General features: G+C 74.2%; 19 protein-coding genes and 1 pseudogene. 2 read left to right on the top strand and 18 right to left on the bottom strand.

Going from position 1 to position 22,410, the window contains the following annotated elements; translation table 11 throughout:
- Positions 1-33: 33 nt before the first annotated feature.
- Positions 34-1,452: an RsmB/NOP family class I SAM-dependent RNA methyltransferase gene (locus tag T328_RS04340; protein WP_496494494.1), complete on the bottom strand. Its 1,419-nt coding sequence runs from the start codon at positions 1,450-1,452 to the stop codon at positions 34-36.
- 42 nt (positions 1,453-1,494) lie between these two features.
- Positions 1,495-2,448 carry a methionyl-tRNA formyltransferase gene (gene fmt, locus T328_RS04335; protein WP_496494493.1) on the bottom strand — a complete coding sequence of 318 codons (954 nt, stop codon included), beginning with the start codon at positions 2,446-2,448 and terminating at the stop codon, positions 1,495-1,497.
- Positions 2,449-2,750: 302 nt separating this feature from the next.
- On the opposite strand from fmt, the gene T328_RS04330 reads away from it, so the two are divergent.
- On the top strand, positions 2,751-3,263 hold the full coding sequence (locus T328_RS04330; protein WP_496494492.1) for a hypothetical protein: 513 nt from the start codon (positions 2,751-2,753) through the stop codon (positions 3,261-3,263).
- A gap of 271 nt (positions 3,264-3,534) precedes the next feature.
- Here T328_RS04330 and T328_RS04325 read toward each other — a convergent pair whose 3' ends face one another.
- The 14 genes from T328_RS04325 to pyrR form a co-directional block, all read right to left on the bottom strand.
- Complete coding sequence (locus T328_RS04325) at positions 3,535-5,670, bottom strand: primosomal protein N' (protein WP_496494491.1); 2,136 nt, start codon at positions 5,668-5,670, stop codon at positions 3,535-3,537.
- A gap of 107 nt (positions 5,671-5,777) precedes the next feature.
- Positions 5,778-6,989 (bottom strand): methionine adenosyltransferase, encoded by a 1,212-nt coding sequence (metK, locus tag T328_RS04320; protein WP_496494490.1) that lies wholly within the window; start codon positions 6,987-6,989, stop codon positions 5,778-5,780.
- 221 nt (positions 6,990-7,210) lie between these two features.
- Complete coding sequence (coaBC, locus tag T328_RS04315; protein ID WP_496494489.1) at positions 7,211-8,470, bottom strand: bifunctional phosphopantothenoylcysteine decarboxylase/phosphopantothenate--cysteine ligase CoaBC; 1,260 nt, start codon at positions 8,468-8,470, stop codon at positions 7,211-7,213.
- Positions 8,471-8,560: 90 nt separating this feature from the next.
- A complete protein-coding gene (gene rpoZ / locus T328_RS04310; RefSeq protein WP_018836705.1) occupies positions 8,561-8,833 on the bottom strand; it encodes a DNA-directed RNA polymerase subunit omega in 273 nt (90 codons plus the stop codon).
- Between the two features lie 31 nt (positions 8,834-8,864).
- Positions 8,865-9,458 (bottom strand): guanylate kinase, encoded by a 594-nt coding sequence (gene gmk / locus T328_RS04305; RefSeq protein ID WP_496494488.1) that lies wholly within the window; start codon positions 9,456-9,458, stop codon positions 8,865-8,867.
- A gap of 38 nt (positions 9,459-9,496) precedes the next feature.
- Entirely contained in the window at positions 9,497-9,820 is a 324-nt protein-coding gene (locus tag T328_RS04300) for an integration host factor (protein WP_018836707.1), read from the bottom strand.
- Positions 9,821-10,027: 207 nt separating this feature from the next.
- Entirely contained in the window at positions 10,028-10,897 is an 870-nt protein-coding gene (gene pyrF, locus T328_RS04295; protein ID WP_496494487.1) for an orotidine-5'-phosphate decarboxylase, read from the bottom strand.
- Positions 10,894-12,090: a quinone-dependent dihydroorotate dehydrogenase gene (locus tag T328_RS04290; RefSeq protein ID WP_496494486.1), complete on the bottom strand. Its 1,197-nt coding sequence runs from the start codon at positions 12,088-12,090 to the stop codon at positions 10,894-10,896. Before T328_RS04290 ends, pyrF begins: the two co-directional genes overlap by 4 nt.
- 147 nt (positions 12,091-12,237) lie before the next feature.
- Positions 12,238-15,558 (bottom strand): carbamoyl-phosphate synthase large subunit, encoded by a 3,321-nt coding sequence (gene carB, locus T328_RS04285; protein ID WP_496494485.1) that lies wholly within the window; start codon positions 15,556-15,558, stop codon positions 12,238-12,240.
- Positions 15,551-16,765 (bottom strand): glutamine-hydrolyzing carbamoyl-phosphate synthase small subunit, encoded by a 1,215-nt coding sequence (carA, locus tag T328_RS04280; RefSeq protein WP_496494484.1) that lies wholly within the window; start codon positions 16,763-16,765, stop codon positions 15,551-15,553. Before carA ends, carB begins: the two co-directional genes overlap by 8 nt.
- A complete protein-coding gene (locus T328_RS04275; protein WP_496494483.1) occupies positions 16,762-17,385 on the bottom strand; it encodes a PH-like domain-containing protein in 624 nt (207 codons plus the stop codon). The genes carA and T328_RS04275 overlap by 4 nt, the downstream gene beginning before the upstream one ends.
- Positions 17,382-18,677, bottom strand: a complete 1,296-nt coding sequence (locus T328_RS04270) for a dihydroorotase (protein ID WP_496494482.1) — start codon at positions 18,675-18,677, stop codon at positions 17,382-17,384. The genes T328_RS04275 and T328_RS04270 overlap by 4 nt, the downstream gene beginning before the upstream one ends.
- Positions 18,674-19,654, bottom strand: a complete 981-nt coding sequence (locus tag T328_RS04265) for an aspartate carbamoyltransferase catalytic subunit (protein WP_496494481.1) — start codon at positions 19,652-19,654, stop codon at positions 18,674-18,676. The genes T328_RS04270 and T328_RS04265 overlap by 4 nt, the downstream gene beginning before the upstream one ends.
- Positions 19,655-19,752: 98 nt before the next feature.
- Positions 19,753-20,322 carry a bifunctional pyr operon transcriptional regulator/uracil phosphoribosyltransferase PyrR gene (pyrR, locus tag T328_RS04260; RefSeq protein WP_496494480.1) on the bottom strand — a complete coding sequence of 190 codons (570 nt, stop codon included), beginning with the start codon at positions 20,320-20,322 and terminating at the stop codon, positions 19,753-19,755.
- A 227-nt stretch (positions 20,323-20,549) separates the two neighbouring features.
- Between pyrR and bldD the strand changes: the two genes are divergently transcribed.
- Complete coding sequence (gene bldD / locus T328_RS04255) at positions 20,550-21,053, top strand: transcriptional regulator BldD (RefSeq protein ID WP_018836716.1); 504 nt, start codon at positions 20,550-20,552, stop codon at positions 21,051-21,053.
- A gap of 343 nt (positions 21,054-21,396) precedes the next feature.
- Here bldD and nusB read toward each other — a convergent pair.
- Positions 21,397-21,822, bottom strand: a pseudogene (nusB, locus tag T328_RS04250) (transcription antitermination factor NusB); the annotation flags it as partial.
- A 1-nt stretch (position 21,823) separates the two neighbouring features.
- The gene (gene efp, locus T328_RS04245) at positions 21,824-22,390 is read right to left on the bottom strand and encodes an elongation factor P (protein WP_496494479.1); all 567 of its coding nucleotides are present in this window, start codon (positions 22,388-22,390) and stop codon (positions 21,824-21,826) included.
- Between the last annotated feature and the right edge of the window lie 20 nt (positions 22,391-22,410).

Below are 22,410 nucleotides of genomic sequence, written 5' to 3'. Positions count from 1 at the left end.
GAAGGAGCGGCGGAGCGGCTCCGGGCGCCCCGGTCAGCCGGTGCGGCGCAGCAGCGCGAGGTACATGGCGTCGGTGCCGTGGCGGTGCGGCCAGAGCTGGACGTCCGGGCCGTCGCCGAGGTCCGGTACGCCGGGCAGCAGCGGGCGGGCGTCGAGCAGTTCGGCGGCGGGGGCGCCGGCCGCCTTCAGCGCGTCGTCCACGACCGCGCGAGTCTCGGCGGGGTACGGGGAGCAGGTGACGTAGCCGACGACGCCCCCGGGGCGTACCGCCCGCAGCGCGCCGTCCAGCAGCGCCCGCTGCAGCGGCGCGAAGCCCTCCAGGTCCTCCGGGCGGCGGCGCCAGCGGGCCTCGGGGCGGCGGCGCAGGGCGCCCAGGCCCGTACATGGGACGTCGACGAGGACCCGGTCGAAGCCGGCGGACCGCCAGGCCGGCCGGGTGGCGTCGGCGACGACGACCTGGTACGGGCCCGGGTTGCCGGCGAGCGCGCGGGCGACGAGCCGGGCCCGGTGCGGCTGCTTCTCGGCCGCCACCAGCGCCGCCCCGCGCTCCGCGGCCAGCGCGGCGAGCAGCGCCGCCTTGCCGCCCGGACCCGCGCAGCCGTCGAGCCAGCGGGTGTCCGGCCCGTCCAGCGGCGCGTTCGCCAGCGCCAGCGCGACGAGCTGGCTGCCCTCGTCCTGCACGCCGGCCCGGCCCTCGCGCACCGCGTCGAGTGCGCCCGGGTCGCCGCCCTCGGCCAGCCGCACGGCGTACGGGGACCAGCGCCCCGGCAGCGTGTCCGGGCCGCTCAGCTCGGCCGGCGCGGCCCGGCCGGGGCGGGCGACGAGGGTGACCTCGGGCCGCTCGTTGTCGGCGGCGAGCAGCTCCTCCATGCCGGCCCGGCCGCCGCCGAGGGCGTCCCAGAGCGCGGAGACGATCCAGCGGGGGTGGGAGTGGACGACCGCGAGGTGCTCCTCGGGATCGTCGTCGTACGGCGGCGCCACCTCGGCCAGCCACGCGTCCAGGTCCCGGGCGGCGATCCGGCGCAGCACGGCGTTGACGAAGCGCGCCCGCCCGTCGCCCAGCACCACCCGGGCCAGCTCCACGGACGCCGAGACGGCGGCGTGCGAGGGGATGCGGGTGCCGAGGAGCTGGTGGGCGCCGAGGCTGAGGACGTCGAGCACCTCGGGGTCGACCTCGCGCAGCGGCCGGTCGACGCACTCGGCGATGATCCGGTCGTACGTGCCCTGGCGGCGCAGCGTGCCGTAGACCAGCTCGGTGGCCAGCGCGGCGTCCCGGCCGTCGAAGCCGTCGCGCTGCCTGGCCTGCCGGAGCATGGGGGGCAGCACGAGGTTGGCGTAGGCGTCGCGCTCGTCGACCGCGCGGAGCGCGTCGTAGGCGAGGATCCGTACGGGGTCCTTCTGCGGCCTGCGGTAGGGCTTGGCGGGCCGGCGACGGCGCGGCTGGTCGCTCACGTGAAATGTGCTCCGGGGCTGGCAGTTGCGTACACCGGAAGCCTACGCCCCGGGCGCCTCCGGCCCGTCGCCGAGGCGCTCGCCGGACGCGATGCGCGCGCCGCGGGCCCAGTCCGCCGCGGCCATCGGCCGCTTGCCCTGCGCCTGCACCCACTGCAGCGCCACGGCGTGCGAGCCGGTGCCGGCGGTGACCGCGGACTTGGTCACGTCCAGCTCGCCGGGCGCGAGGTCGGTGCGCTCGGGGCGCGGCGCGACCGACCGGATCTTCAGCCGCTCGCCGCGGAACGTCGTCCACGCGCCGGGCGCGGGCGCGCAGCCGCGCACCACCCGGTCGACGCGGAGCGCGGGGGCGGCGAAGTCCACCCGCGCGTCCTCGACCTGGATCTTCGGCGCCGTCGAGACACCCTCGGCGGGCTGCGGCACGGCCTTGAGGCCGCCGTCCTCGATCCCGTCCATCGTGGCGGCGAGCAGCCCCGCGCCGGCCATGGCCAGTCGGGTGAGCAGGTCGCCGCTGGTGTCGGTGGGCCGCACCTGCTCGGTGACGACGCCGAACACCGGCCCGGAGTCGAGCCCTTCGTCGATACGGAACGTCGTCGCCCCGGTCACCTCGTCGCCGGCGAGGATCGCGTGCTGCACGGGGGCGGCGCCGCGCCAGGCGGGCAGCAGCGAGAAGTGCAGGTTGACCCAGCCGTGCACGGGGATGTCGAGCGCGGGCTTCGGCAGCAGCGCGCCGTACGCCACGACGGGGCAGCAGTCGGGGCCGAGGGCGCGCAGCCGCTCCAGGAACTCCGGCTCCTTCGGCCGTCCGGGCTTCAGCACCTCGACGCCGGCCTCCTCGGCCCGGAGCGCGACCGGGCTCGCCACCAGCCGCCGGCCCCGCCCGGCGGGCGCGTCGGGCCGGGTGACGACGGCGACGACCTCGTGCCGGTCCGACGCCAGCAGGGCGTCGAGGGCGGGTACGGCGACTTCCGGCGTACCGGCGAAAACGAGCCTCATGGGTGGCGCGGGTCCTCTCGGCGGCGGTGGGGCGGTGCGGGGGTGGGAGCGGTGAGGGCGGTGAGGTGCGGCAATTCTAGAACCACGGTCCGGCCGGCGGCGGGGCGGGCACGGACGGAACGTCAGGGTCCGGATACCCCCGGGGCGTGCGACCGGCCGCACGCTACCGGGCGCGGAGCGCGCGCCCCCGACCCGTGACCGCCGCCCCCGGTGTCGCGTTGCTCAGTCAGGAAAGTGAAAAGTGACCGAAACGGGCCGCTCTGCGACCCGATCCGAAGAACGCCGGTTCGAGAGGCTTCTCCATGGCCGACCACGCAAGCCACGACGCCCAGGCGCGGGCGAGCCTGCAGCTCCTGGTGCGGGACATCGAAAGGGTGCGCAGGCAGGTCGACGCGCTGCGCACCCTCACCGCCCAGCTGGGCAACGTCTACCGCCCCCGGCGGACGGGCCCGTCCGCGGGCTTCGTCGTGTACGGGCGGGCCCCGGCGCCCACGGTGCGGCTCGCCCAGGAGCTGCGGGACAGCGTCGAGACGCTGGTGACCGCGGCCGTCGACTTCGATCGCTCGCTCGGGTTCTCCTGGGACGCGGTGGGCTCGGCGCTGGGCGTCACCAAGCAGGCGGTGCACCGCCGTTACGGCGCGCGGCGCGCGCAGCAGCCCGGCCGCGACCCCGGCGCCGCGGAGGCCGGCGTGCCGGTGGGCACCGAGGGCCGGCTGCCCGCGGGGACGCTCCCGGTCGTCCCGGCAGCCCGCCCGGCGCCGGGTGCGAGCACGCCGGCCCAGCCGACGGACGCGGTGGCGGTCTCCCAGTCCTGACGGCGCGGGGCGGCGGGTCCACGGTCCGGCGGCTCGCACCCACCGCACGACGGGCCCGCCCCCGACGGCGACACCCCACCGTCACCGCACGTATCCGCGGCACAACCGCGCCGCAGCGCCCCGCGCGGCCGGGCCCGGCCGCCGAGCGACCCGGCCCCACTCGATCCGGCCCTCGCGCGCCTGGCGCCCCGTGGCACCGGGCCGTCGCCGGTCGCCCCAGCTCCGGTCTCCCCCCACCCGCCCGGTATCGCCCGCCCGGCGAGGGCCCCGGTCAGCCGATGTCCGGCGGGTCGATACGGATCCGCAGCGCCGGGCCCGTACGCCGCGCCATGCGGGCCGCCTGCGCCGCCTTGAGCGCCGCCGCGAGGGCGGCCCCGTGGCCCGGCGGCACGCGCAGCAGCACCCGCTCCCAGGACCCGGCGGGGGCCGCTCCCCCGCCGGCCGCGCCCCGCGGGCCCGCCGTCGGGTCCGGGGCCGGCACCGGGCCGAGTACCTCCGTCGACGGCGGCAGCCCGGCGCCGCTCACGAACGCCGTGACCGCCTCCCCCGGCCCCCAGACCGCCGCCATCCGCGACACCGGCGGGAAGCCCAGCTCCGCGCGCTCCTCCAGCTCCGTGCGGGCGAAGCCCGCCGGGTCCCAGCGCACCAGGGCCTGCACCGGCCGCTGCGCCGGGTCGGCGACGACCGCCGCGACCCCGCCGGCCGCCGACCCGCGGACCAGCGCGGCGGCGGTCAGCCAGCGCCGCAGCGCCTCCTCCCCGGCGCGCAGGTCCGGCCGGTTCAGCAGCGCCCAGCCGTCGAGCAGCAGCGCCGCGGCGTACCCGCGCTCCGCGACGGGCTCGGCGCCCGGCGTGCTGACGACCAGCGCCGGGGCGTCCGGCACCTGCGCCAGCACATGGTCCCGGCCGGACGTGCGCACCGGCACCGACGGGAACGCCCGGCCCAGCTCCTCCGCCGTCCGCCGGGCGCCGACGACCTGCGCGCGCAGCCGCGTGCCGCCGCACTCGGGGCAGCGCCAGGCGTCCTCCCGCACCGCGCACCAGCCGCACACGAGCGCCTCCCGGCGCCCCTCGCCCACCAGCGGCCCGGCGCAGCGGCCACAGCGCGCGGGCGCGCGGCAGCGGGCGCAGGCCAGCCGGGGCGCGTACCCGCGGCGCGGCACCTGCACCAGGACCGGGCCCGCGCGCAGCCCCTCCCGCGCCACCTGCCACGCGAGCGTCGGCAGCCGGGCGGCGCGGGCCGCCACGTCCCGGGCCTGCTCGCTGTCGCCGACCGTGCGGACGAGGGGGGCGGCGGCCCGTACCCCCTCGCGGGGGGCGGCGACGGGCTGGGCCCAGCCGCTCTCGACGTAGCGGGCGGCCTCGACGCTGCAGGCGTGGCCGCCGACGAGGAGCGCGGTGTGCTCGCGGGCGGCGCGCAGGGCCAGCACCTCGCGGGCGTGCGGCTGCGGGGCGCGGTCGTCGGCGTGGGCGGAGTCGGCGTCGTCCCAGATCGCGGCGAGGCCCAGATCCCGTACGGGCGCGAAGGCGGCGGCGCGGGTGCCGACGACGCCGCGGACGGCGCCGCGGCTGACGGCGAGCCAGCGGCGGTAGCGGGCCTCGGGTCCGGCGTCGGCGGTGAGCAGCACGTGCCGGCCGCGGCCGACGAGGGCGGTCAGTGCCTCGTCGACGCGGGCGGCGGCGCGGCCGTCGGGCAGCACGGCGAGCGCGCCGCGGCCGGAGGCGAGGGCGGCGGCCAGCGCGCGGGCCAGCTCGTCCGGCCAGTCGGGACCGGGCAGCGCCGTCCACACCGCCCGCGGGGCGCCGCCGTCGGCCAGCGCGGCGAGCAGCCCGGGTCCGTTCCCGTAGCGCGCCCAGCCACCGGGGCCGGGGGCCGGGGGCGGCGGGAGCGGGTCGGGCGAGGGCTTCTTCTCGGCACGGGCCATCCGCGGCGGCAGCGCAAGCTGGACGACGTCGGCCAGCGCGCCGGCGTACCGGTCGGCGACGGCCTGGCACAGGCCCAGGAGCTGCGCCCCGAGGACGGGCTCCGGGGAGAGGACCTGGGCGATCGGCGCGAGGGTGCCGGGGAACTCGCTGTCGGCGCGGCGCTCGACGACGTACCCGTTGATCAGGCCGCCGCCCTCGCGCCGGCCCTCCCGCTCGCCGGCGCCGAAGCGGACGCGCACGCGCACGCCGGGGCGCGCCTCGGCGTCCATGGCGGCGGGCACGGCGTAGTCGAAGAGGCGGTCGAGGTGGAGCAGTCCCTTGTCGACGAGGACGCGGGCGACGGGCAGCTCCTCGGCCAGCGCGGCGCCACGCCAGGTGCGCGGGCGGGCGCGGGGGCCCTTGGCCCTGCGCACGGTCTCCCGGATGAGGGCGAGCTGCTCCGCCCCCTCGGGTTCCGCCTCCCGGGCGTTGTCGCTGGTCACCCTTCCGTCCTACCAGACGCGGCGGACAGCCCGCCGGACAGCCCGCGGCCCCCGGACGCCGGTCCGGGGCCGCGGGCTGTGCGGAACGCGGGTAGCGGGTCGCCGGCTCAGGCGCCGGCGGCCTTGCGCAGCGCGTCGACGCGGTCGGTCCGCTCCCAGGTGAAGTCGCCCAGCGGGCGGCCGAAGTGGCCGTACGCGGCGGTCTGGGAGTAGATCGGGCGCAGCAGGTCCAGGTCGCGGATGAGCGCCGCCGGGCGGAGGTCGAAGACCTCGGTGATGGCGGTCTCGATCTTCTCGACGTCGACCGTGGCGGTGCCGAAGGTCTCGACGAAGAGACCGACCGGCTCGGCCTTGCCGATCGCGTACGCCACCTGCACTTCGCAGCGCGAGGCCAGGCCGGCGGCCACGACGTTCTTGGCGACCCAGCGCATGGCGTACGCGGCGGAGCGGTCGACCTTGGACGGGTCCTTGCCGGAGAAGGCGCCGCCGCCGTGCCGGGCCATGCCGCCGTAGGTGTCGATGATGATCTTCCGCCCGGTGAGCCCGGCGTCGCCCATGGGGCCGCCGATCTCGAACCGGCCGGTGGGGTTGACCAGCAGCCGGTAGCCCTCGGTGTCCAGCTTGATGCCGTCGTCGAGGAGGGCCTTCAGCTCCGGCTCGACGACGAACTCGCGGATGTCGGGTGTGAGCAGCGAGTCGAGGTCGATGTCCGAGGCGTGCTGCGAGGAGACGACGACGGTGTCCAGCCGGACCGCCTTGTCGCCGTTGTACTCGATGGTGACCTGCGTCTTGCCGTCGGGGCGCAGGTAGGGGATGGTCCCGTTCTTACGGACCTCGCTGAGCCGGGCGGACAGCCGGTGCGCCAGGTGGATGGGCAGCGGCATCAGCTCGGGCGTCTCGTCGCAGGCGTAGCCGAACATCAGGCCCTGGTCGCCGGCGCCCTGCAGGTCGAGGTCGTCGCCGCCGGAGCCCTCGACGCGGCTCTCGTACGCGGTGTCCACGCCCTGGGCGATGTCCGGCGACTGGGCGCCGATGGAGACGGAGACGCCGCAGGAGGCGCCGTCGAAGCCCTTCTTCGACGAGTCGTACCCGATCTCGAGGATCTTGTTGCGCACGAGGGTCGCGATGTCCGCGTAACCGGAGGTGGTCACCTCGCCGGCCACGTGCACCTGGCCGGTGGTGATCAGCGTCTCGACGGCGACCCGGGAGTGCGGGTCGTCCTTGAGCAGGGCGTCGAGGACGGCGTCGCTGATCTGGTCAGCGATCTTGTCTGGGTGACCCTCGGTAACGGATTCCGAGGTGAAAAGACGGCGGGACACATCGCTCCCCACGGTTGCAGCGGCTGCTGGCTGATCGGTTGCGGACCCGGGCCGGGTGCTTCCGGGACGGACCCGCGGGCCATTTTATCCGGCAGCCTCGCCCGGAGGACAACCCGTCTCGGTCCCTGGATACCCGTTGACCTGGGGAACCGAGGGATTTTCCCGGACGGGTTCCGTCGAAAAGCAGCAATAAACTGTCCGGAGTGTCGGCGGTGGATCACTCAGCCGAGGGATTCCACTACGAGGTCCCACACCACGTCGGCCAGCGCCTCCTTCGGCCCGTACGGCACGGTCACCTCGCGTCCGCCGGCGGTGAGCACCACGGCCTCGTTGCCGTCCGAGCCGAACGCCTTGGTCTCCCCCACCTCGTTGACGACGAGCAGGTCGCAGCCCTTGCGGGCGAGCTTGGCGCGGCCGTTGGCGAGGACGTCGTCGGTCTCGGCGGCGAAGCCGACGACGACCTGTCCGGCGCGCGGCCGGTCGGCGGAGATCCCGGCGAGGATGTCGGGGTTGCGGGTGAGGGCGACCGGCTCCGGATCGCGGCCGTCCTGCTTCTTGATCTTGCCGGTGACAAACGTCACGGGCCGGAAGTCGGCGACGGCGGCGGCCATGACGACGGCGTCGGCGTCGGCCGCGGCCTTCACCACGGCGTCCTGCAGCTCCACGGCGGTGCCGACGCGGACGACGTCCGCGCCGGCGGGGTCGGGCAGTGCGGTGTTCGCGGCCAGCAGCGTGACCCTGGCCCCGCGGGCGACGGCGGTACGGGCCAGGGCGTACCCCTGCCGCCCGGAGGAGCGGTTGCCGAGGAAGCGCACCGGGTCCAGCGGCTCGCGGGTGCCGCCCGCGCTGATGACGACGTGCCGGCCGGCGAGGTCGGGGACGAGGCCGCCGGCGCCGCGGGCGAGCGCGCGGCGGCAGACCTCGAAGATCTCCGCCGGCTCCGGCAGCCGGCCCTTGCCGGTGTCGGTGCCGGTGAGCCGGCCGACGGCGGGCTCGATGACGACGGCGCCGCGGGCGCGCAGCGTGGCGACGTTGGCCTGGGTGGCGGGGTGCTCCCACATCTCGGTGTGCATGGCCGGCGCCAAGACGACCGGGCAGGAGGCGGTGAGCAGGGTGTTCGTCAGCAGGTCGTCGGCGAGGCCGTGGGCGGCCCTGGCGAGCACGTCGGCGGTGGCGGGGGCGACGACCACGAGGTCGGCCCGGCGGCCGATCCGTACGTGCGGGACCTCGTGCACGTCCGCCCAGGTCTCGGTGGCGGCGGGGCGGCCGGAGAGCGCCGCCCAGGTGGCCTCGCCGACGAAGTGCAGCGCGGCGGCCGTGGGCACGGCCCGTACCGCGTGGCCGGACTCCGTGAACAGCCGCAGCAGCTCGCACGCCTTGTACGCCGCGATGCCGCCGCTGACGCCGAGCACGACCTCAGCCGGTGCAGCCGGTTCGGCCGGCGCCGTCGGTGCCACCGGTGCCGTCGCATCCTCCGCCATGCCTGCTCCCCACCGCTCGTTGTCTCCTCCCCCCATGACACACCACGGGCCCGGCAGCCGCGCTGCCGGGCCCGGTGCGATGAGGGATGCCTACTGCGCGGGGCCCTCGGTGGCCTCGGAGGTCAGCAGACCCGCGTTGATCTCGCGGAGCGCGATCGAGAGCGGCTTCTCGTGCACATGCGTGTCCACCAGCGGGCCGACGTACTCCAGCAGGCCCTCGCCCAGCTGTGAGTAGTACGCGTTGATCTGCCGCGCGCGCTTTGCCGCGTAGATCACGAGGCTGTACTTGGAGTCGGTCGCCTCAAGCAGCTCGTCGATCGGCGGGTTGATGATGCCCTCGGGCGCGGTGATGGGAGAGGACAACCTATCCAGCCTTCCAGTGAAACTTCACGAATCAAACCTGCATCAAGGCTAGCAGCTCGGCGGAGACGTCCTCGACCGAGGTGTTGACCAGGGTCGCGTCGAACTCCTCCTCGGCCGCCAGCTCGGTACGCGCCGCCGCCAGCCGGCGCTCGATGACCTCCGGCGGCTCCGTGCCGCGCCCGGTCAGCCGGCGGACCAGCTCGTCCCAGCCGGGCGGGGCGAGGAAGACCAGCAGCGCCTCCGGCATGCTCTCCCGGACGAGCCGCGCCCCCTGCAGGTCGATCTCCAGCAGCACGGGCTCACCGGCGTCCAGCCGCTCCAGCACGGGCCGGCGCGGCGTGCCGTACCGGTGGCCGGAGAACTCTGCCCACTCCAGCAGCTCGCCGTTGGCGACGAGCTTGTCGAACTCGTCGTCGCTGACGAAGAAGTACTGGACACCGTGCCGTTCGCCGGGGCGCGGCCTGCGGGTCGTCGCGGAGACCGAGTTCCACACCTCGGGATGGACCTTGCGCAGATGCGCGACGACCGTGCTCTTGCCGACCCCGGAGGGGCCGGAGAGCACGGTCAGCCGCGGACGATCTGCCGGCGGGACGGGGGCCGCCCCCCGGGAGACAGCTGTACTCATGGAGCGATTATCCCGGTTTCCGGGAGTGCCTCGGAACGTCAGGAACCGGTGCTGCCGAACTCGCGCTCCAGCGAGGCGATCTGGTTGGAGCCCAGACCGCGCACCCGACGGCTCTCGGAGATGCCGAGACGCTCCATGATCTGCTTGGCGCGCACCTTGCCTACGCCGGGCATGGACTCAAGCAGGGCGGAGACCTTCATCTTGCCGATGACGTCGTTCTCCTGGCCCTGTTTGATGACGTCGTGCAGGGAAGCGCCGGAGTGCTTCAGCCGATTCTTGACCTCGGCGCGCTCCCGGCGAGCCGCTGCGGCCTTCTCGAGCGCGGCTGCGCGCTGTTCAGGGGTAAGGGGCGGAAGAGCCACGCCTACGTCACCTCGGATGTCGAACTAATCGGATATGGAACGGTGTGGAACCTAGTGGCCCCGCACCTGCGGAGCAACGAGCAACGCGCTGGTGCCCGCGCTCTGATGACGGAGACTAGCGGCCGAGACCGCGCCAGTCAGCGAGAACAGATGAAAAGTCCTGGTCAGACTCAAGTTCCGCGACAAGTTCTGAGCATATCGCCCAGTTTATGGGGATACGTTTCGTACGTCATCGGCCAACTGTTCGGCCGCCGCCCGCAGCCTCGCGATATCCGGACCGTGCGCCAGCACCGACCGGCTTGCGCTCGGCAGGACTTGGGGCAGCGCGGCGCCGAAGACCCGCGGGAGGTCGGCCGGCGCGGCGCCCTGGGCGCCGATGCCGGGGGCGAGCAGGGGGCCGCCCACCGCCAGATCGGCGCCCGCCTCGGCGAGGGTGGCGCCGACGACGGCGCCGACCGAGCCGAGCGGCTCGGCGCCGCGGTTCTCGGCGGCGATGTGGTCGAGGACGGTCTGCGCGACGGTCCGCGCGCCGCCCGTCCCGCCCGTCCCGTCCGTCCCCTGCACGGTCGCGCGCTGCACCTCGGCGCCCTCCGGGTTGGAGGTGAGGGTGACGACGAACACGCCGGCGCCGGCGGCGTGGGCGGCGTCCAGCGCCGGGCGCAGCGACTCGTACCCGAGGTAGGGCGTGACGGTCAGCGCATCGGAGCGCAGCGGGGCGTCCTTGTCGAGGTACGCGCCGGCGTAGCCGGCCATCGTCGAGCCGATGTCGCCGCGCTTGGCGTCCATGAGGACCAGCGCCCCGGCCGCGCGCGCCACCGTGACCGCCTTCTCCAGGACGGCGACGCCGCGGGAGCCGAAGCGCTCGAAGAACGCGGACTGCGGCTTGAGGACGGCGACGCGGTCGGCCAGCGCCTCGACGACGGTCATCGTGAACCGCTCCAGGCCCACCGGGTCGTCCGGCAGGTCCCAGCGGGCCAGCAGCGAGGCGTGCGGGTCGATGCCGACGCACAGCGGGCCGCGGACGTCCATGGCGCGGCGCAGCCGCCGGCCGAAGGGCTCGGGGGGCTCGGGTTTCATGGGGTCGCCTTCCTGGTGTCGGCGCCGACGGCGTCGGCGAGCGTGGCGTACGGGGACGCGGCCAGCAGCTCCGCCAGGCCGCGGTGGATCCTGCGCGGCCACAGCGGGCCCTCGTAGACGAAGCCGCTGTAGCCCTGGACGAGGGTGGCGCCGGCGAGGACGCGCTCCCAGGCGTGCTCGGCGGTCTCGATGCCGCCGGCGCCGACCAGCACGATGCCGTTCTCGCCGGGCGGCCCCACGCGGGCGTAGAGGCGGCGCAGCACGTCGAGGGCGCGCCCGCGCAGCGGCGCCCCGGACAGCCCGCCGGCGCCGATGGACTCGACGCGGGCGGCGGCGGTGGTCAGGCCGTCGCGGGCGACGGTGGTGTTGGTGGCGATGATGCCGTCGAGGCCTAGCTCCAGGGCCAGGTCGGCGACCGCGTCGACGTCCTCGTCGGCGAGGTCGGGGGCGATCTTGACCAGCAGCGGTACGCGCGCGGGCGCGCCGGGCGCGACCGGCCGGGCGCCGCCGATGGGGGTACCGCCCATGCCTTTAGGGCTATGGGGGAGGTCGGCGGCGGCGCGCACCGCTTCGAGCAGTGGGCGCAGGTGGCGGGTGGCCTGGAGGTCGCGCAGCCCGGGCGTGTTGGGCGAGGAGACGTTGACGACGAGGTAGTCGGCGTGGCCGGCGAGCCGCTCGGTGGCGGTGACGTAGTCCCGGATCGCACCCGATTCGGGGACGTCCTTGTTCTTGCCGATGTTGACGCCGACGACGGCGTTCGGCCGGTACGGGGTCCGCCGACCCCATCGGCGGCGGGCGAGGCGTGCGGCGACGGCGGCGGAGCCGTCGTTGTTGAAGCCCATCCGGTTGACCAGCGCCCGGTCCGGGATCAGCCGGAACAGCCGGGTCGGCTCGTTGCCGGCCTGGGGGCGGGCGGTGACGGTGCCGACCTCGACGAAGTCGAAGCCGAGCATCGTCAGCCCGTCGACGCCGACCGCGTTCTTGTCGAAGCCCGCGGCGAGCCCGAAGGGGCCGGGGAAGTCGATGCCGAGCGCGCGGACGCGCAGTTCGGGGTAGCGGGGCGCGGCGGTGAGGCGCACGGCGCTGCGTACGCCGGGCGCGGCGGCGGCGCCGCGGATGGCCGCGAACGCCAGGCCGTGGGCCCGCTCGGGGTCCATGCGGGCGAAGACGCTGTGGAAGAGGAAGGGGTACATAAGGGGCCTTCGGCTGCTTCGGGTGCCGGGCCCCGCCGGCGGCTCGGGGCGGCGGTCGGCGGGGGCGCGGGACTGCGGGTGGTCAAGGGCGGGGCTGGTCGAGGGCGGGCCGGAGCTGGTCGGGATCGGGGCTGGTCGGGATCGGGGCTACCGGGCGCGGGCCGCGGTGAGGTGCCCGGCGTGCTCCTGCAGCGAGCGCACCCCCACCTCGCCGCGGGTCAGCGCCTCAATGCCCTGGACGGCGGCGGCCAGCGCCTGCACCGTCGTCAGGCACGGCACCCCGCGGGCGACGGCCGCGGTGCGGATGTCGTAGCCGTCGAGCCGGCCGCCGGTGCCGTACGGGGTGTTGACGATGAGGTCGACGTCGCCGTCGTGGATCAGCTGCACGATCGTCCGCTCGCCGTTCGGCCCCGGGCCCTCCGAGTGCTTGCGTACAACGGTGGCGGCGATGCCGTTGCGCCTGAGCACCTCGGCCGTGCCGGAGGTGGCCAGCAGCTCGAAGCCGTGCTGGACCAGTTCGCGGGCCGGGAAGACCATCGAGCGCTTGTCGCGGTTGGCGACCGAGACGAACGCCCGCCCGCGGGTGGGCAGCGCGCCGTACGCGGCGGCCTGCGACTTGGCGTACGCCGTGCCGAAGACGCTGTCGATGCCCATGACCTCGCCGGTGGAGCGCATCTCCGGGCCCAGCACGGTGTCGACGCCGCGCCCGCGGATGTCGCGGAAGCGGTTCCACGGCAGCACGGCCTCCTTCACCGAGATCGGCGCGTCCAGCGGCAGCGTGCCGCCGTCGCCGGTGGCCGGCAGCAGGCCCTCCGCGCGCAGTTCGGCGACGGTGGCGCCGAGCGAGATGCGGGCGGCGGCCTTGGCCAGCGGCACGGCGGTGGCCTTGGAGGTGAAGGGGACGGTGCGGGAGGCGCGCGGGTTGGCCTCCAGCACGTACAGGATGTCCCCGGCCAGCGCGAACTGGATGTTGATCAGCCCGCGTACGCCGACGCCGCGGGCGATGGCCTCGGTGGAGGCGCGCAGCCGCTTGATGTCGTGCCCGCCGAGGGTGATGGGGGGCAGCACGCAGGCGGAGTCGCCGGAGTGGATGCCGGCTTCCTCGATGTGCTCCATGACGCCGCCGAGGTACAGCTCGTGGCCGTCGTAGAGGGCGTCGACGTCGATCTCGACGGTGTCGTCGAGGAAGCGGTCGACGAGCACGGGGTGTTCGGAGATCAGCCCGGCGTGCCGCTCCAGGTACGCGGCCAGCGACGGCTCGTCGTAGACGATCTCCATGCCGCGCCCGCCGAGGACGTACGACGGACGCACCATCACCGGGTAGCCGATCCCGGCGGCGATCTCCTTGGCGTCGGCGAAGGAGAACGCGGTGCCGTACTTCGGCGCTGGCAGCCCCGCCTCGGCGAGCACCCGGCCGAACGCGCCGCGGTCCTCGGCGGCGTGGATGGCCTCGGGCGGGGTGCCCACGACGGGCACGCCGTTGTCCTTCAGCGCCTGCGCGAGCCCCAGCGGGGTCTGCCCGCCGAGCTGGACGAGGACGCCGGCGACCGGCCCCGCCTGGGTCTCGGCGTGCACGACCTCCAGCACGTCTTCGAGCGTCAGCGGCTCGAAGTACAGCCGGTCGGAGGTGTCGTAGTCGGTGGAGACGGTCTCCGGGTTGCAGTTGACCATCACGGTCTCGTAGCCCGCCGCGCCGAGGGCGAAGGAGGCGTGGACGCAGGAGTAGTCGAACTCGATGCCCTGGCCGATGCGGTTGGGGCCGGAGCCGAGGATGATCACGGCGGGCCGCTCGCGCGGGGCGACCTCGGTCTCCTCGTCGTACGAGGAGTAGAGGTACGGGGTACGGGCCGCGAACTCGGCGGCGCAGGTGTCGACCGTCTTGTACACCGGGCGTACGCCCAGCGCGTGCCGCACCTCGCGCACCACGTCCTCGCGCAGCCCGCGGACGCCGGCGATCTGGGCGTCGGAGAAGCCGTGCCGCTTGGCGTGCGCGAGGAGGCCGGGGTCGAGGTGGTCCGCGGCGGCCAGCTCGTCGGCGATCTCCTTGATCAGGAAGAGCTGGTCGACGAACCAGGGGTCGATCCGCGTCGCCTCGTGCACCTCCTCCTGGGTGGCGCCGGCCCGGATGGCGGCCATCACCGTGTTCAGCCGGCCGTCCGTGGGCACGGCGGCCTTCGCGAGCAGCGCGGCCTTCTCGCGCGGGCCGGGCGGCGGGCCGCCGAAGTCGAACGGGGCGTCCTTCTTCTCGACCGAACGCAGCGCCTTGTTCAGCGCCTCGGTGAAGTTACGACCGATGGCCATGGCCTCGCCGACCGACTTCATCGTGGTGGTGAGCGTCGCGTCGGCGGCCGGGAACTTCTCGAAGGCGAAGCGGGGCACCTTCACCACCACGTAGTCGAGCGTGGGCTCGAAGGACGCGGGGGTCTCGCGGGTGATGTCGTTGGGGATCTCGTCGAGGGTGTACCCGACGGCCAGCTTCGCGGCGATCTTGGCGATCGGGAAGCCGGTGGCCTTGGAGGCGAGTGCGGAGGAGCGGGAGACGCGCGGGTTCATCTCGATGACGACGACCCGGCCGTCGGCGGGGTCGACGGCGAACTGGATGTTGCAGCCGCCGGTGTCGACGCCGACCTCGCGGATGACGGCGATGCCGATGTCGCGCAGGATCTGGTACTCGCGGTCGGTCAGGGTCATCGCCGGGGCCACGGTGACGGAGTCGCCGGTGTGCACGCCCATGGGGTCGAGGTTCTCGATGGAGCAGACGACCACGACGTTGTCGTGCTTGTCGCGCATCAGCTCCAGCTCGTACTCCTTCCACCCGAGGATGGACTCCTCCAGCAGTACCTCGGTGGTGGGCGACAGCGTGAGCCCCTGGCCGGCGATGCGGCGCAGCTCCTCCTCGTCGTGCGCGAAGCCGGAGCCGGCGCCACCCATGGTGAAGGAGGGGCGTACGACGACGGGGTAGCCGCCGAGCCCGTCGACGCCGGCCAGCACCTCGTCCATGGAGTGGCAGATCACCGAGCGGGCGGACTCGCCGTGCCCGGTCTTGCGGCGGACCTCCGCGACGACGTCCTTGAACTGGTCGCGGTCCTCGCCCTTCTGGATGGCCTCGACGTTGGCGCCGATCAGCTCCACGCCGTACTTCTCCAGCACGCCCGCGTCGTGCAGGGAGACCGCGGTGTTGAGCGCGGTCTGCCCGCCGAGGGTGGGCAGCAGGGCGTCGGGGCGTTCCCGCGCGATGATCTTCTCGACGAACTCGGGGGTGATCGGCTCGACGTACGTGGCGTCGGCGATCTCCGGGTCGGTCATGATCGTCGCCGGGTTGGAGTTGACGAGGACGACGCGCAGGCCCTCGGCGCGGAGCACGCGGCACGCCTGGGTGCCGGAGTAGTCGAACTCGGCGGCCTGGCCGATGACGATCGGGCCCGAGCCGATGACCAGGACGGACCGGATATCGGTGCGCTTAGGCACGCTGGGCTCCCTGTTCTGCCTGTGCGGCCTGTTCTGCCTGTTCTGCCTGTTCTGCCTGTTCTGCCTGTTCTGCCGGTGCTGCGTGATCAGCCATGAGCTGGACGAAGCGGTCGAAGAGATACGCCGCGTCGTGCGGCCCGGCCGCCGCCTCGGGGTGGTACTGGACGGAGAACGCCGGCCGGTCCAGCAGCCGGAGGCCCTCGACGACCTGGTCGTTGAGGCACACGTGGCTGACCTCGGCGCGCCCGTACGGGGTGTCGGTGACGGCGTCGAGGGGGGCGTCCACGGCGAAGCCGTGGTTGTGCGCGGTGACCTCGACGCGGCCCGTGGCGCGGTCCTGGACCGGCTGGTTGATGCCCCGGTGGCCGTACTTCAGCTTGTACGTGCCGAAGCCGAGGGCGCGGCCGAGCAGCTGGTTGCCGAAGCAGATGCCGAACAGCGGGGTGCCGCGCTCCAGCACCGCGCGGACCACGGTGAGGTCGGCCGCGGCCGGGTCGCCGGGACCGTTGGAGAGGAACACGCCGTCGGGCCCGGCGGCGTAGACCTCCTCGACCGTGGCGGTGGCGGGCAGCACGTGCACCTCGATGCCGCGCTCGGCCATGCGCCGCGGCGTCATGCCCTTGATGCCGAGGTCGAGGGCGGCGACGGTGAAGCGCTTCGCGCCGATGGCGGGGACGACGTACGGCTCGTCGGTGGCGACCTCGGGGGCGAGGTCGGCGCCCTTCATCTGCTCCTGCACCCGCACCCGGGCGAGCATCGCGTCCGGGTCGGTGACCTTCTCGCCGGAGAAGATGCCGACGCGCATGGCGCCGCGCTCGCGCAGGTGCCGGGTGATCGCGCGGGTGTCGACGCCGGAGATGCCGACGACGCCCTGGCGGCGCAGCTCCTCGTCGAGGGAGCGGGTGGCGCGCCAGTTGGAGGGGACGCGGGCGGGGTCGCGGACGACGTAGCCGGAGACCCAGATGCGGGCGGACTCGGCGTCCTCGTCGTTGACGCCCGTGTTGCCGACGTGCGGGGCGGTCATGACGACGACCTGGCGGTGGTACGAGGGGTCGGTCAGGGTCTCCTGGTAGCCGGTCATGCCGGTGGAGAACACGGCCTCGCCGAAGGTCTCCCCCGTCGCTCCGTACGAACGGCCGCGGAAGCTGCGGCCGTCTTCGAGGACGAGTACGGCGGGGCTCCCCTGGCCGCGGTGCGTTGCGCTCATGGTGCGCCTTCCGTGGTGGTGCTGTCTGCGGTGCTCGCGGCGACGACGTCGGCGGCGGGAGCGTTCTCGGCGTTCTCGGCGGGCTGCGCGCCGAGCGCCGCCACCCAGGCGGCGTGCTCGGCGGCGTGGTCAGAGCGGAACCCGGAGTCGTACTCCGCGCCGCCGTGCTCCCAGGTGACCACCAGCAGGCCGCCCTCGGTGAGGACCTTGCCGGCGATGGCCTTGTCGAGCCGGGCGCCGCGCAGGTGCGCGGCGGGGACGAAGAAGTCCGTGGCCCCGGGGCGTACGACCGCGAGGCCCTGCTCGGTGAGGGTCAGCTCGACGCGGCTGCGTACGCCCAGGCCGTGGGCGACGATGCGGTCGAGCCACTGCCCGGCGGTGGTGGTGCCGTGGTAGCGGCCGGTGAGCGCGAGGCGCGCCGGGCCGGTCTCGTCCGGGATCCGGGGCAGGTCCGGAATGCCGGACTGGAGCTGGCCGCGCCACTTCCAGCCCTCGCGCATCAGCCAGTAGACGAGCGCGATGAACAGGATCAGGCCGACGACCCAGGCGATGCGCGCCGCCCAGTCGGTCACCGGTTGCGACTGCCGCTCGTCGGCGAGCAGGGTGGCGAGGAGCCTCACGCCGGCCCACCCCCGGTGATGGTGGCCCGGCCGCGCAGGAACGTGTGCGTGACGCGGCCCGGCAGCTCGCGGCCCGCGTAGGGAGTGTTGCGGCTGCGGGAGACGAAGCGGTGCGGGTCCACCCGACCACGGTAGGCCGGATCGAGCAGGGTGAGGTTGGCGGGCTCGCCGGGGGCGATGGGCCGGCCGTGGCCTTCGAGCCGGCCGATGGCGGCGGGGCGGTGGGACATCCGGTCGGCGACGCCGGCCCAGTCGAGCAGGCCGGTGTCGACCATCGTCTGCTGGACGACGGACAGCGCCGTCTCCAGGCCGACCATGCCCATGGCGGCGGCGGCCCACTCGCAGTCCTTGTCCTCCTGCGGGTGCGGGGCGTGGTCGGTGGCGACGCAGTCGATGGTGCCGTCGGCCAGCGCCTCGCGCAGCGCGCGCACGTCGGTCTCGGTGCGCAGCGGCGGGTTGACCTTGTAGACGGGGTCGTACGAGCGGACCAGCTCGTCGGTGAGGAGCAGGTGGTGCGGGGTGACTTCGGCGGTGACGCGCCAGCCCTTGGACTTCGCCCAGCGCACGATCTCCACCGAGCCGGCGGTGGACAGGTGGCAGACGTGCACCCGGGAGTCGACGTGCGCGGCGAGCAGCACGTCCCGGGCGATGACCGACTCCTCGGCGGCGGCGGGCCAGCCGCCGAGTCCCAGCTCGGCGGAGACGACGCCCTCGTTCATCTGGGCGCCCTCGGTCAGCCGCGGCTCCTGCGCGTGCTGCGCGACGACGCCGTCGAACGCCTTCACGTACTCCAGCGCCCGGCGCATGATCACGGCGTCGTCGACGCACTTGCCGTCGTCGGAGAAGACCACGACGCCGGCCGCCGACTCGTGCATGGCGCCCAGCTCGGCGAGCTGCTTGCCCTCCAGGCCCACGGTGACGGCGCCGACCGGCTGCACGTCGCAGTAGCCGGACTCGCGGCCGAGCCGCCAGACCTGCTCGACCACGCCCGCGGTGTCGGCGACGGGGAAGGTGTTGGCCATCGCGTGAACGGCGGTGAAGCCGCCCTTCGCGGCGGCGCGGGTGCCGGTCAGGACGGTCTCGGAGTCCTCGCGCCCGGGCTCGCGCAGATGGGTGTGGAGGTCGACCAGGCCGGGCAGCAGGATGTGCCCCGCGGCGTCGACGACGTCGGCGCCGTCGGCCGGCAGCGCCGCGCCGGCCTCGCCGACCCCGGCGATCGTCTCGCCGTCGATCAGGACGTCCCGCGCCTCGCCGCCGAGGACCTGCGCGCCGCGGATCAGGGTCTTGCTCATCGGTTCGTCTCCTCGGTGCGGGCGGTGGTGGAGGCGTCGTCCTGCGGGGCGCCGCCGAGCAGCAGGTACAGCACGGCCATGCGGATCGAGACGCCGTTGGCGACCTGCTCGACCGCGGTGCAGCGGGGCGAGTCGGCGACCTCGGCGGTGATCTCCATGCCGCGGTTCATCGGGCCCGGGTGCATGACGAGGGCGTGCTCGGGCATGCGCCCCATCCGGTCGCCGTCGAGGCCGTAGCGGCGGGCGTACTCGCGTTCGGTCGGGAAGAACGCGGCGTTCATCCGCTCCCGCTGCACCCGCAGCATCATCACGGCGTCGGACTTCGGCAGCACGGCGTCCAGGTCGTACGAGACCTCGCACGGCCAGGTCCCGACGCCGACCGGCACCAGCGTGGGCGGCGCGACGAGGGTGACCTCGGCGCCGAGGGTGTGCAGCAGGAGCACGTTCGAGCGGGCGACCCGGCTGTGCAGGATGTCGCCGACGACCGTGATCCGGCGGCCGTCGAGGCCGCCGCCGGTGCCGGGCGCGAGGTGGCGGCGCATGGTGAAGGCGTCGAGGAGCGCCTGCGTGGGGTGCTCGTGGGTGCCGTCGCCGGCGTTGACGACGGAGCCGTTGATCCAGCCGGAGGTGGCCAGCCGGTGCGGGGCGCCGGAGTCGTGGTGGCGGATGACGACGGCGTCGGCGCCCATCGCCTCCAGGGTCAGGGCGGTGTCCTTGAGCGACTCTCCCTTGGAGACGGACGAGCCCTTGGCGGAGAAGTTGATGACGTCGGCCGAGAGCCGCTTGGCGGCGGCCTCGAAGGAGATGCGGGTGCGGGTGGAGTCCTCGTAGAAGAGGTTCACCACCGTGCGGCCGCGCAGGGTGGGCAGCTTCTTGATCGGCCGGTCCGCGATCCGGGCCAGCTCCTCGGCGGTGTCGAGGATCAGCACGGCGTCGTCGCGGGACAGGTCGGCGGCCGAGATGAGATGGCGCTTCACTGGGTGCTCCGGGGTGTCGTGGGTGCGGCGGGGTCGCGCGCCGCGGGTCACGGGGGCGGTACGCGCCCCGCGGTCGGCGGGGCGGCAGGGATGGGCGGCTACTTGGAGCCGAGCAGCACGGCGTCGCGGCCGTCCTGTTCGGTGAGCTGGACGCGGACCGTCTCCCGCAGCGACGTCGGGAGGTTCTTGCCGACGTAGTCGGCGCGGATGGGCAGCTCGCGGTGGCCGCGGTCGACGAGGACGGCGAGCTGCACGGCGCGCGGTCTGCCGATGTCGTTCAGCGCGTCGAGCGCCGCGCGGATCGTCCGGCCGGAGAAGAGCACGTCGTCCACGAGCACCACCAGTCGGCCGTCGATCCCCTCCGCGGGGATGTCGGTGCGGGCGAGCGCGCGGGGCGGACCCATGCGCAGGTCGTCGCGGTACATGGTGATGTCGAGCGAGCCGACGCCCGACTGGCCGAACTTCCTGCCGGTGATCTCTTCGAGCTTCGCGGCGAGCCGGTGGCCGAGCCACACGCCGCGGGTCGGGATGCCCAGGAGCACCACGTCGTGGGCGCCTTTGGTGCGCTCCACGATCTCGTGGGCGATGCGGGTCAGCACCCGCTGGATGTCCGGCGCCTCCAGAACGGGCCGCGCCGGGTCAGGGCTGCCTGTGCCATGCATGTCCATACGAAAAGGACCCCCTTCCCCGCCTCACAGGACGGGCGTTAAAGGACGTCAGGTCCCCTCTACCGTAGCAGCGCGGCAGGACGGCGCCGACGCCGGGCTCCCACCACTCCCCCGCCGCGGGTCGACCACCCTGATGGGTGGCGTCCGGATGAATCTTCCGCTTGACGAAGCCAAGTTACGCTGCGTAACCTCACAATGAGTTACCAGACTGTCGTCCGGGGAGCCATATGTCCAGCGAATACGCCAAACAGCTCGGGGCCAAGCTCCGGGGCATCCGTACCCAGCAGGGCCTCTCACTGCACGGCGTGGAGGAGAAGTCCCAGGGGCGCTGGAAGGCCGTCGTCGTCGGGTCGTACGAGCGCGGGGACCGTGCGGTCACCGTGCAGCGCCTGGCCGAGCTGGCGGACTTCTACGGGGTGCCGGTACAGGAGCTTCTCCCGGGTTCGGCGCCCGGCGGGGCGGCGGAGCCGCCGCCGAAGCTCGTGCTGGACCTGGAGCGCCTGGCCCAGATCCCCGCCGAGAAGGCGGGCCCCCTCCAGCGCTATGCGGCGACGATCCAGAGCCAGCGCGGGGACTACAACGGCAAGGTCCTCTCGATCCGCCAGGACGACCTGCGCACGCTCGCGGTGATCTACGACCAGTCCCCGTCGGTGCTGACCGAGCAGCTGATCGGCTGGGGCGTCCTGGACGCCGACGCCCGCCGCGCGGTCGTGGTCCACGAGGACGCCTGACCAGCGGTTCACCAGCAGAAACGTACCGCCGTCGGCGGAGCGGGCCCCTTGCGGGTCCGCCCTGCCGACGGCGGTACGCGTGGTGGGCGCGCGGGGGCGTGCGCCGCCGCTAGCCGGCGTCGGGCCGCACGCCGTCGGGCACGTCTCCCGCCGGCGCGGCGCCGCGCACCTCTTCCGCCGGGCCGGCACCGGGTACGCCGGGTTCCCCGGCCGTCGCCGCGTCGCGGCTCGGGTCCGCGCCGGCAGCCGGGCCGGCCGGCTGTGCGGTCTCCCGGCCCTCGTCCGTACCCGTCTCCGGGTCTGCTGCCGGCTCCGCCGCCGCTTCGCGGTGCGGTTCGTCGCCGTCGCGGCGCAGCCGCGGCTTCAGCTCCTGCAGCCGGCCCAGCAGGCCGTTGACGAAGCCGGGCGAGTCGTCCGTGGAGAACTCCTTCGTCAGCTGCACCGCCTCGTCGATCGCCACCGCGTCCGGCGTCTCGTCCTCCCAGATCAGCTCGTACGCCCCGAGCCGCAGGATGCTGCGGTCCACGACCGGCATCCGGTCCAGGGTCCAACCGACCGAGTACGAGCCGAGCAGCTCGTCGATGCGGGCGGCGTGCTCCGCGTAGCCCTCGACCAGCCGTCGCGTGAAGTCGCCGACCGGCGGCCGCCGGGGGTCGGTCCGGCCCAGCCGGATCCAGTCCTCAAGCACCTGCCCGGCGGGGGCGCCGCGCTGATCGGACTCGAAGATGATCTGGAACGCGCGCTTGCGCGCCGTGTTCCGTGCGGCCACGTCAGCCGCTCACGCGGCCGAGATACTCGCCGGAGCGGGTGTCGACCTTGATCTTCTCGCCGGTCGAGATGAACAGCGGAACCTGGATGGAGAAGCCGGTCTCCAGCTCGGCCGGCTTGGTGCCGCCGGTGGAGCGGTCGCCCTGCACGCCCGGGTCGGTCTGCGCGATGGTCAGCTCGACGGCCGCGGGCAGCTCGACGTACAGCGGCGTGCCCTCGTACAGCGCCACGGTGGCGTCGAAGCCCTCCAGCAGGTAGTTGGCGGTGTCGCCGACGGTCTTGAGGTCGACGTGGATCTGGTCGTACGTCTCCATGTCCATGAAGACGTAGTACTCGCCGTCCTTGTACGAGAACTGCATGTCCCTGCGGTCGACGTTGGCCGTCTCGACCTTCACCCCGGCGTTGAACGTCTTGTCGACGGTCTTGCCGGAGAGCACGTTCTTCAGCTTGGTACGGACGAAAGCAGGGCCCTTGCCGGGCTTGACGTGCTGGAACTCGACGACGGACCAGAGCTGGTCGCCGTCGAGCTTGAGCACCAAGCCGTTCTTGAGGTCGTTCGTGGTGGCCACGTCGCGAAATCTCCTGGACT

The organism is Streptomyces sp. CNX435 (genome assembly GCF_059570575.1).
Note: the sequence above shows the minus strand (reverse complement) of the source record. Positions and strands in the feature narration are given on the sequence as shown.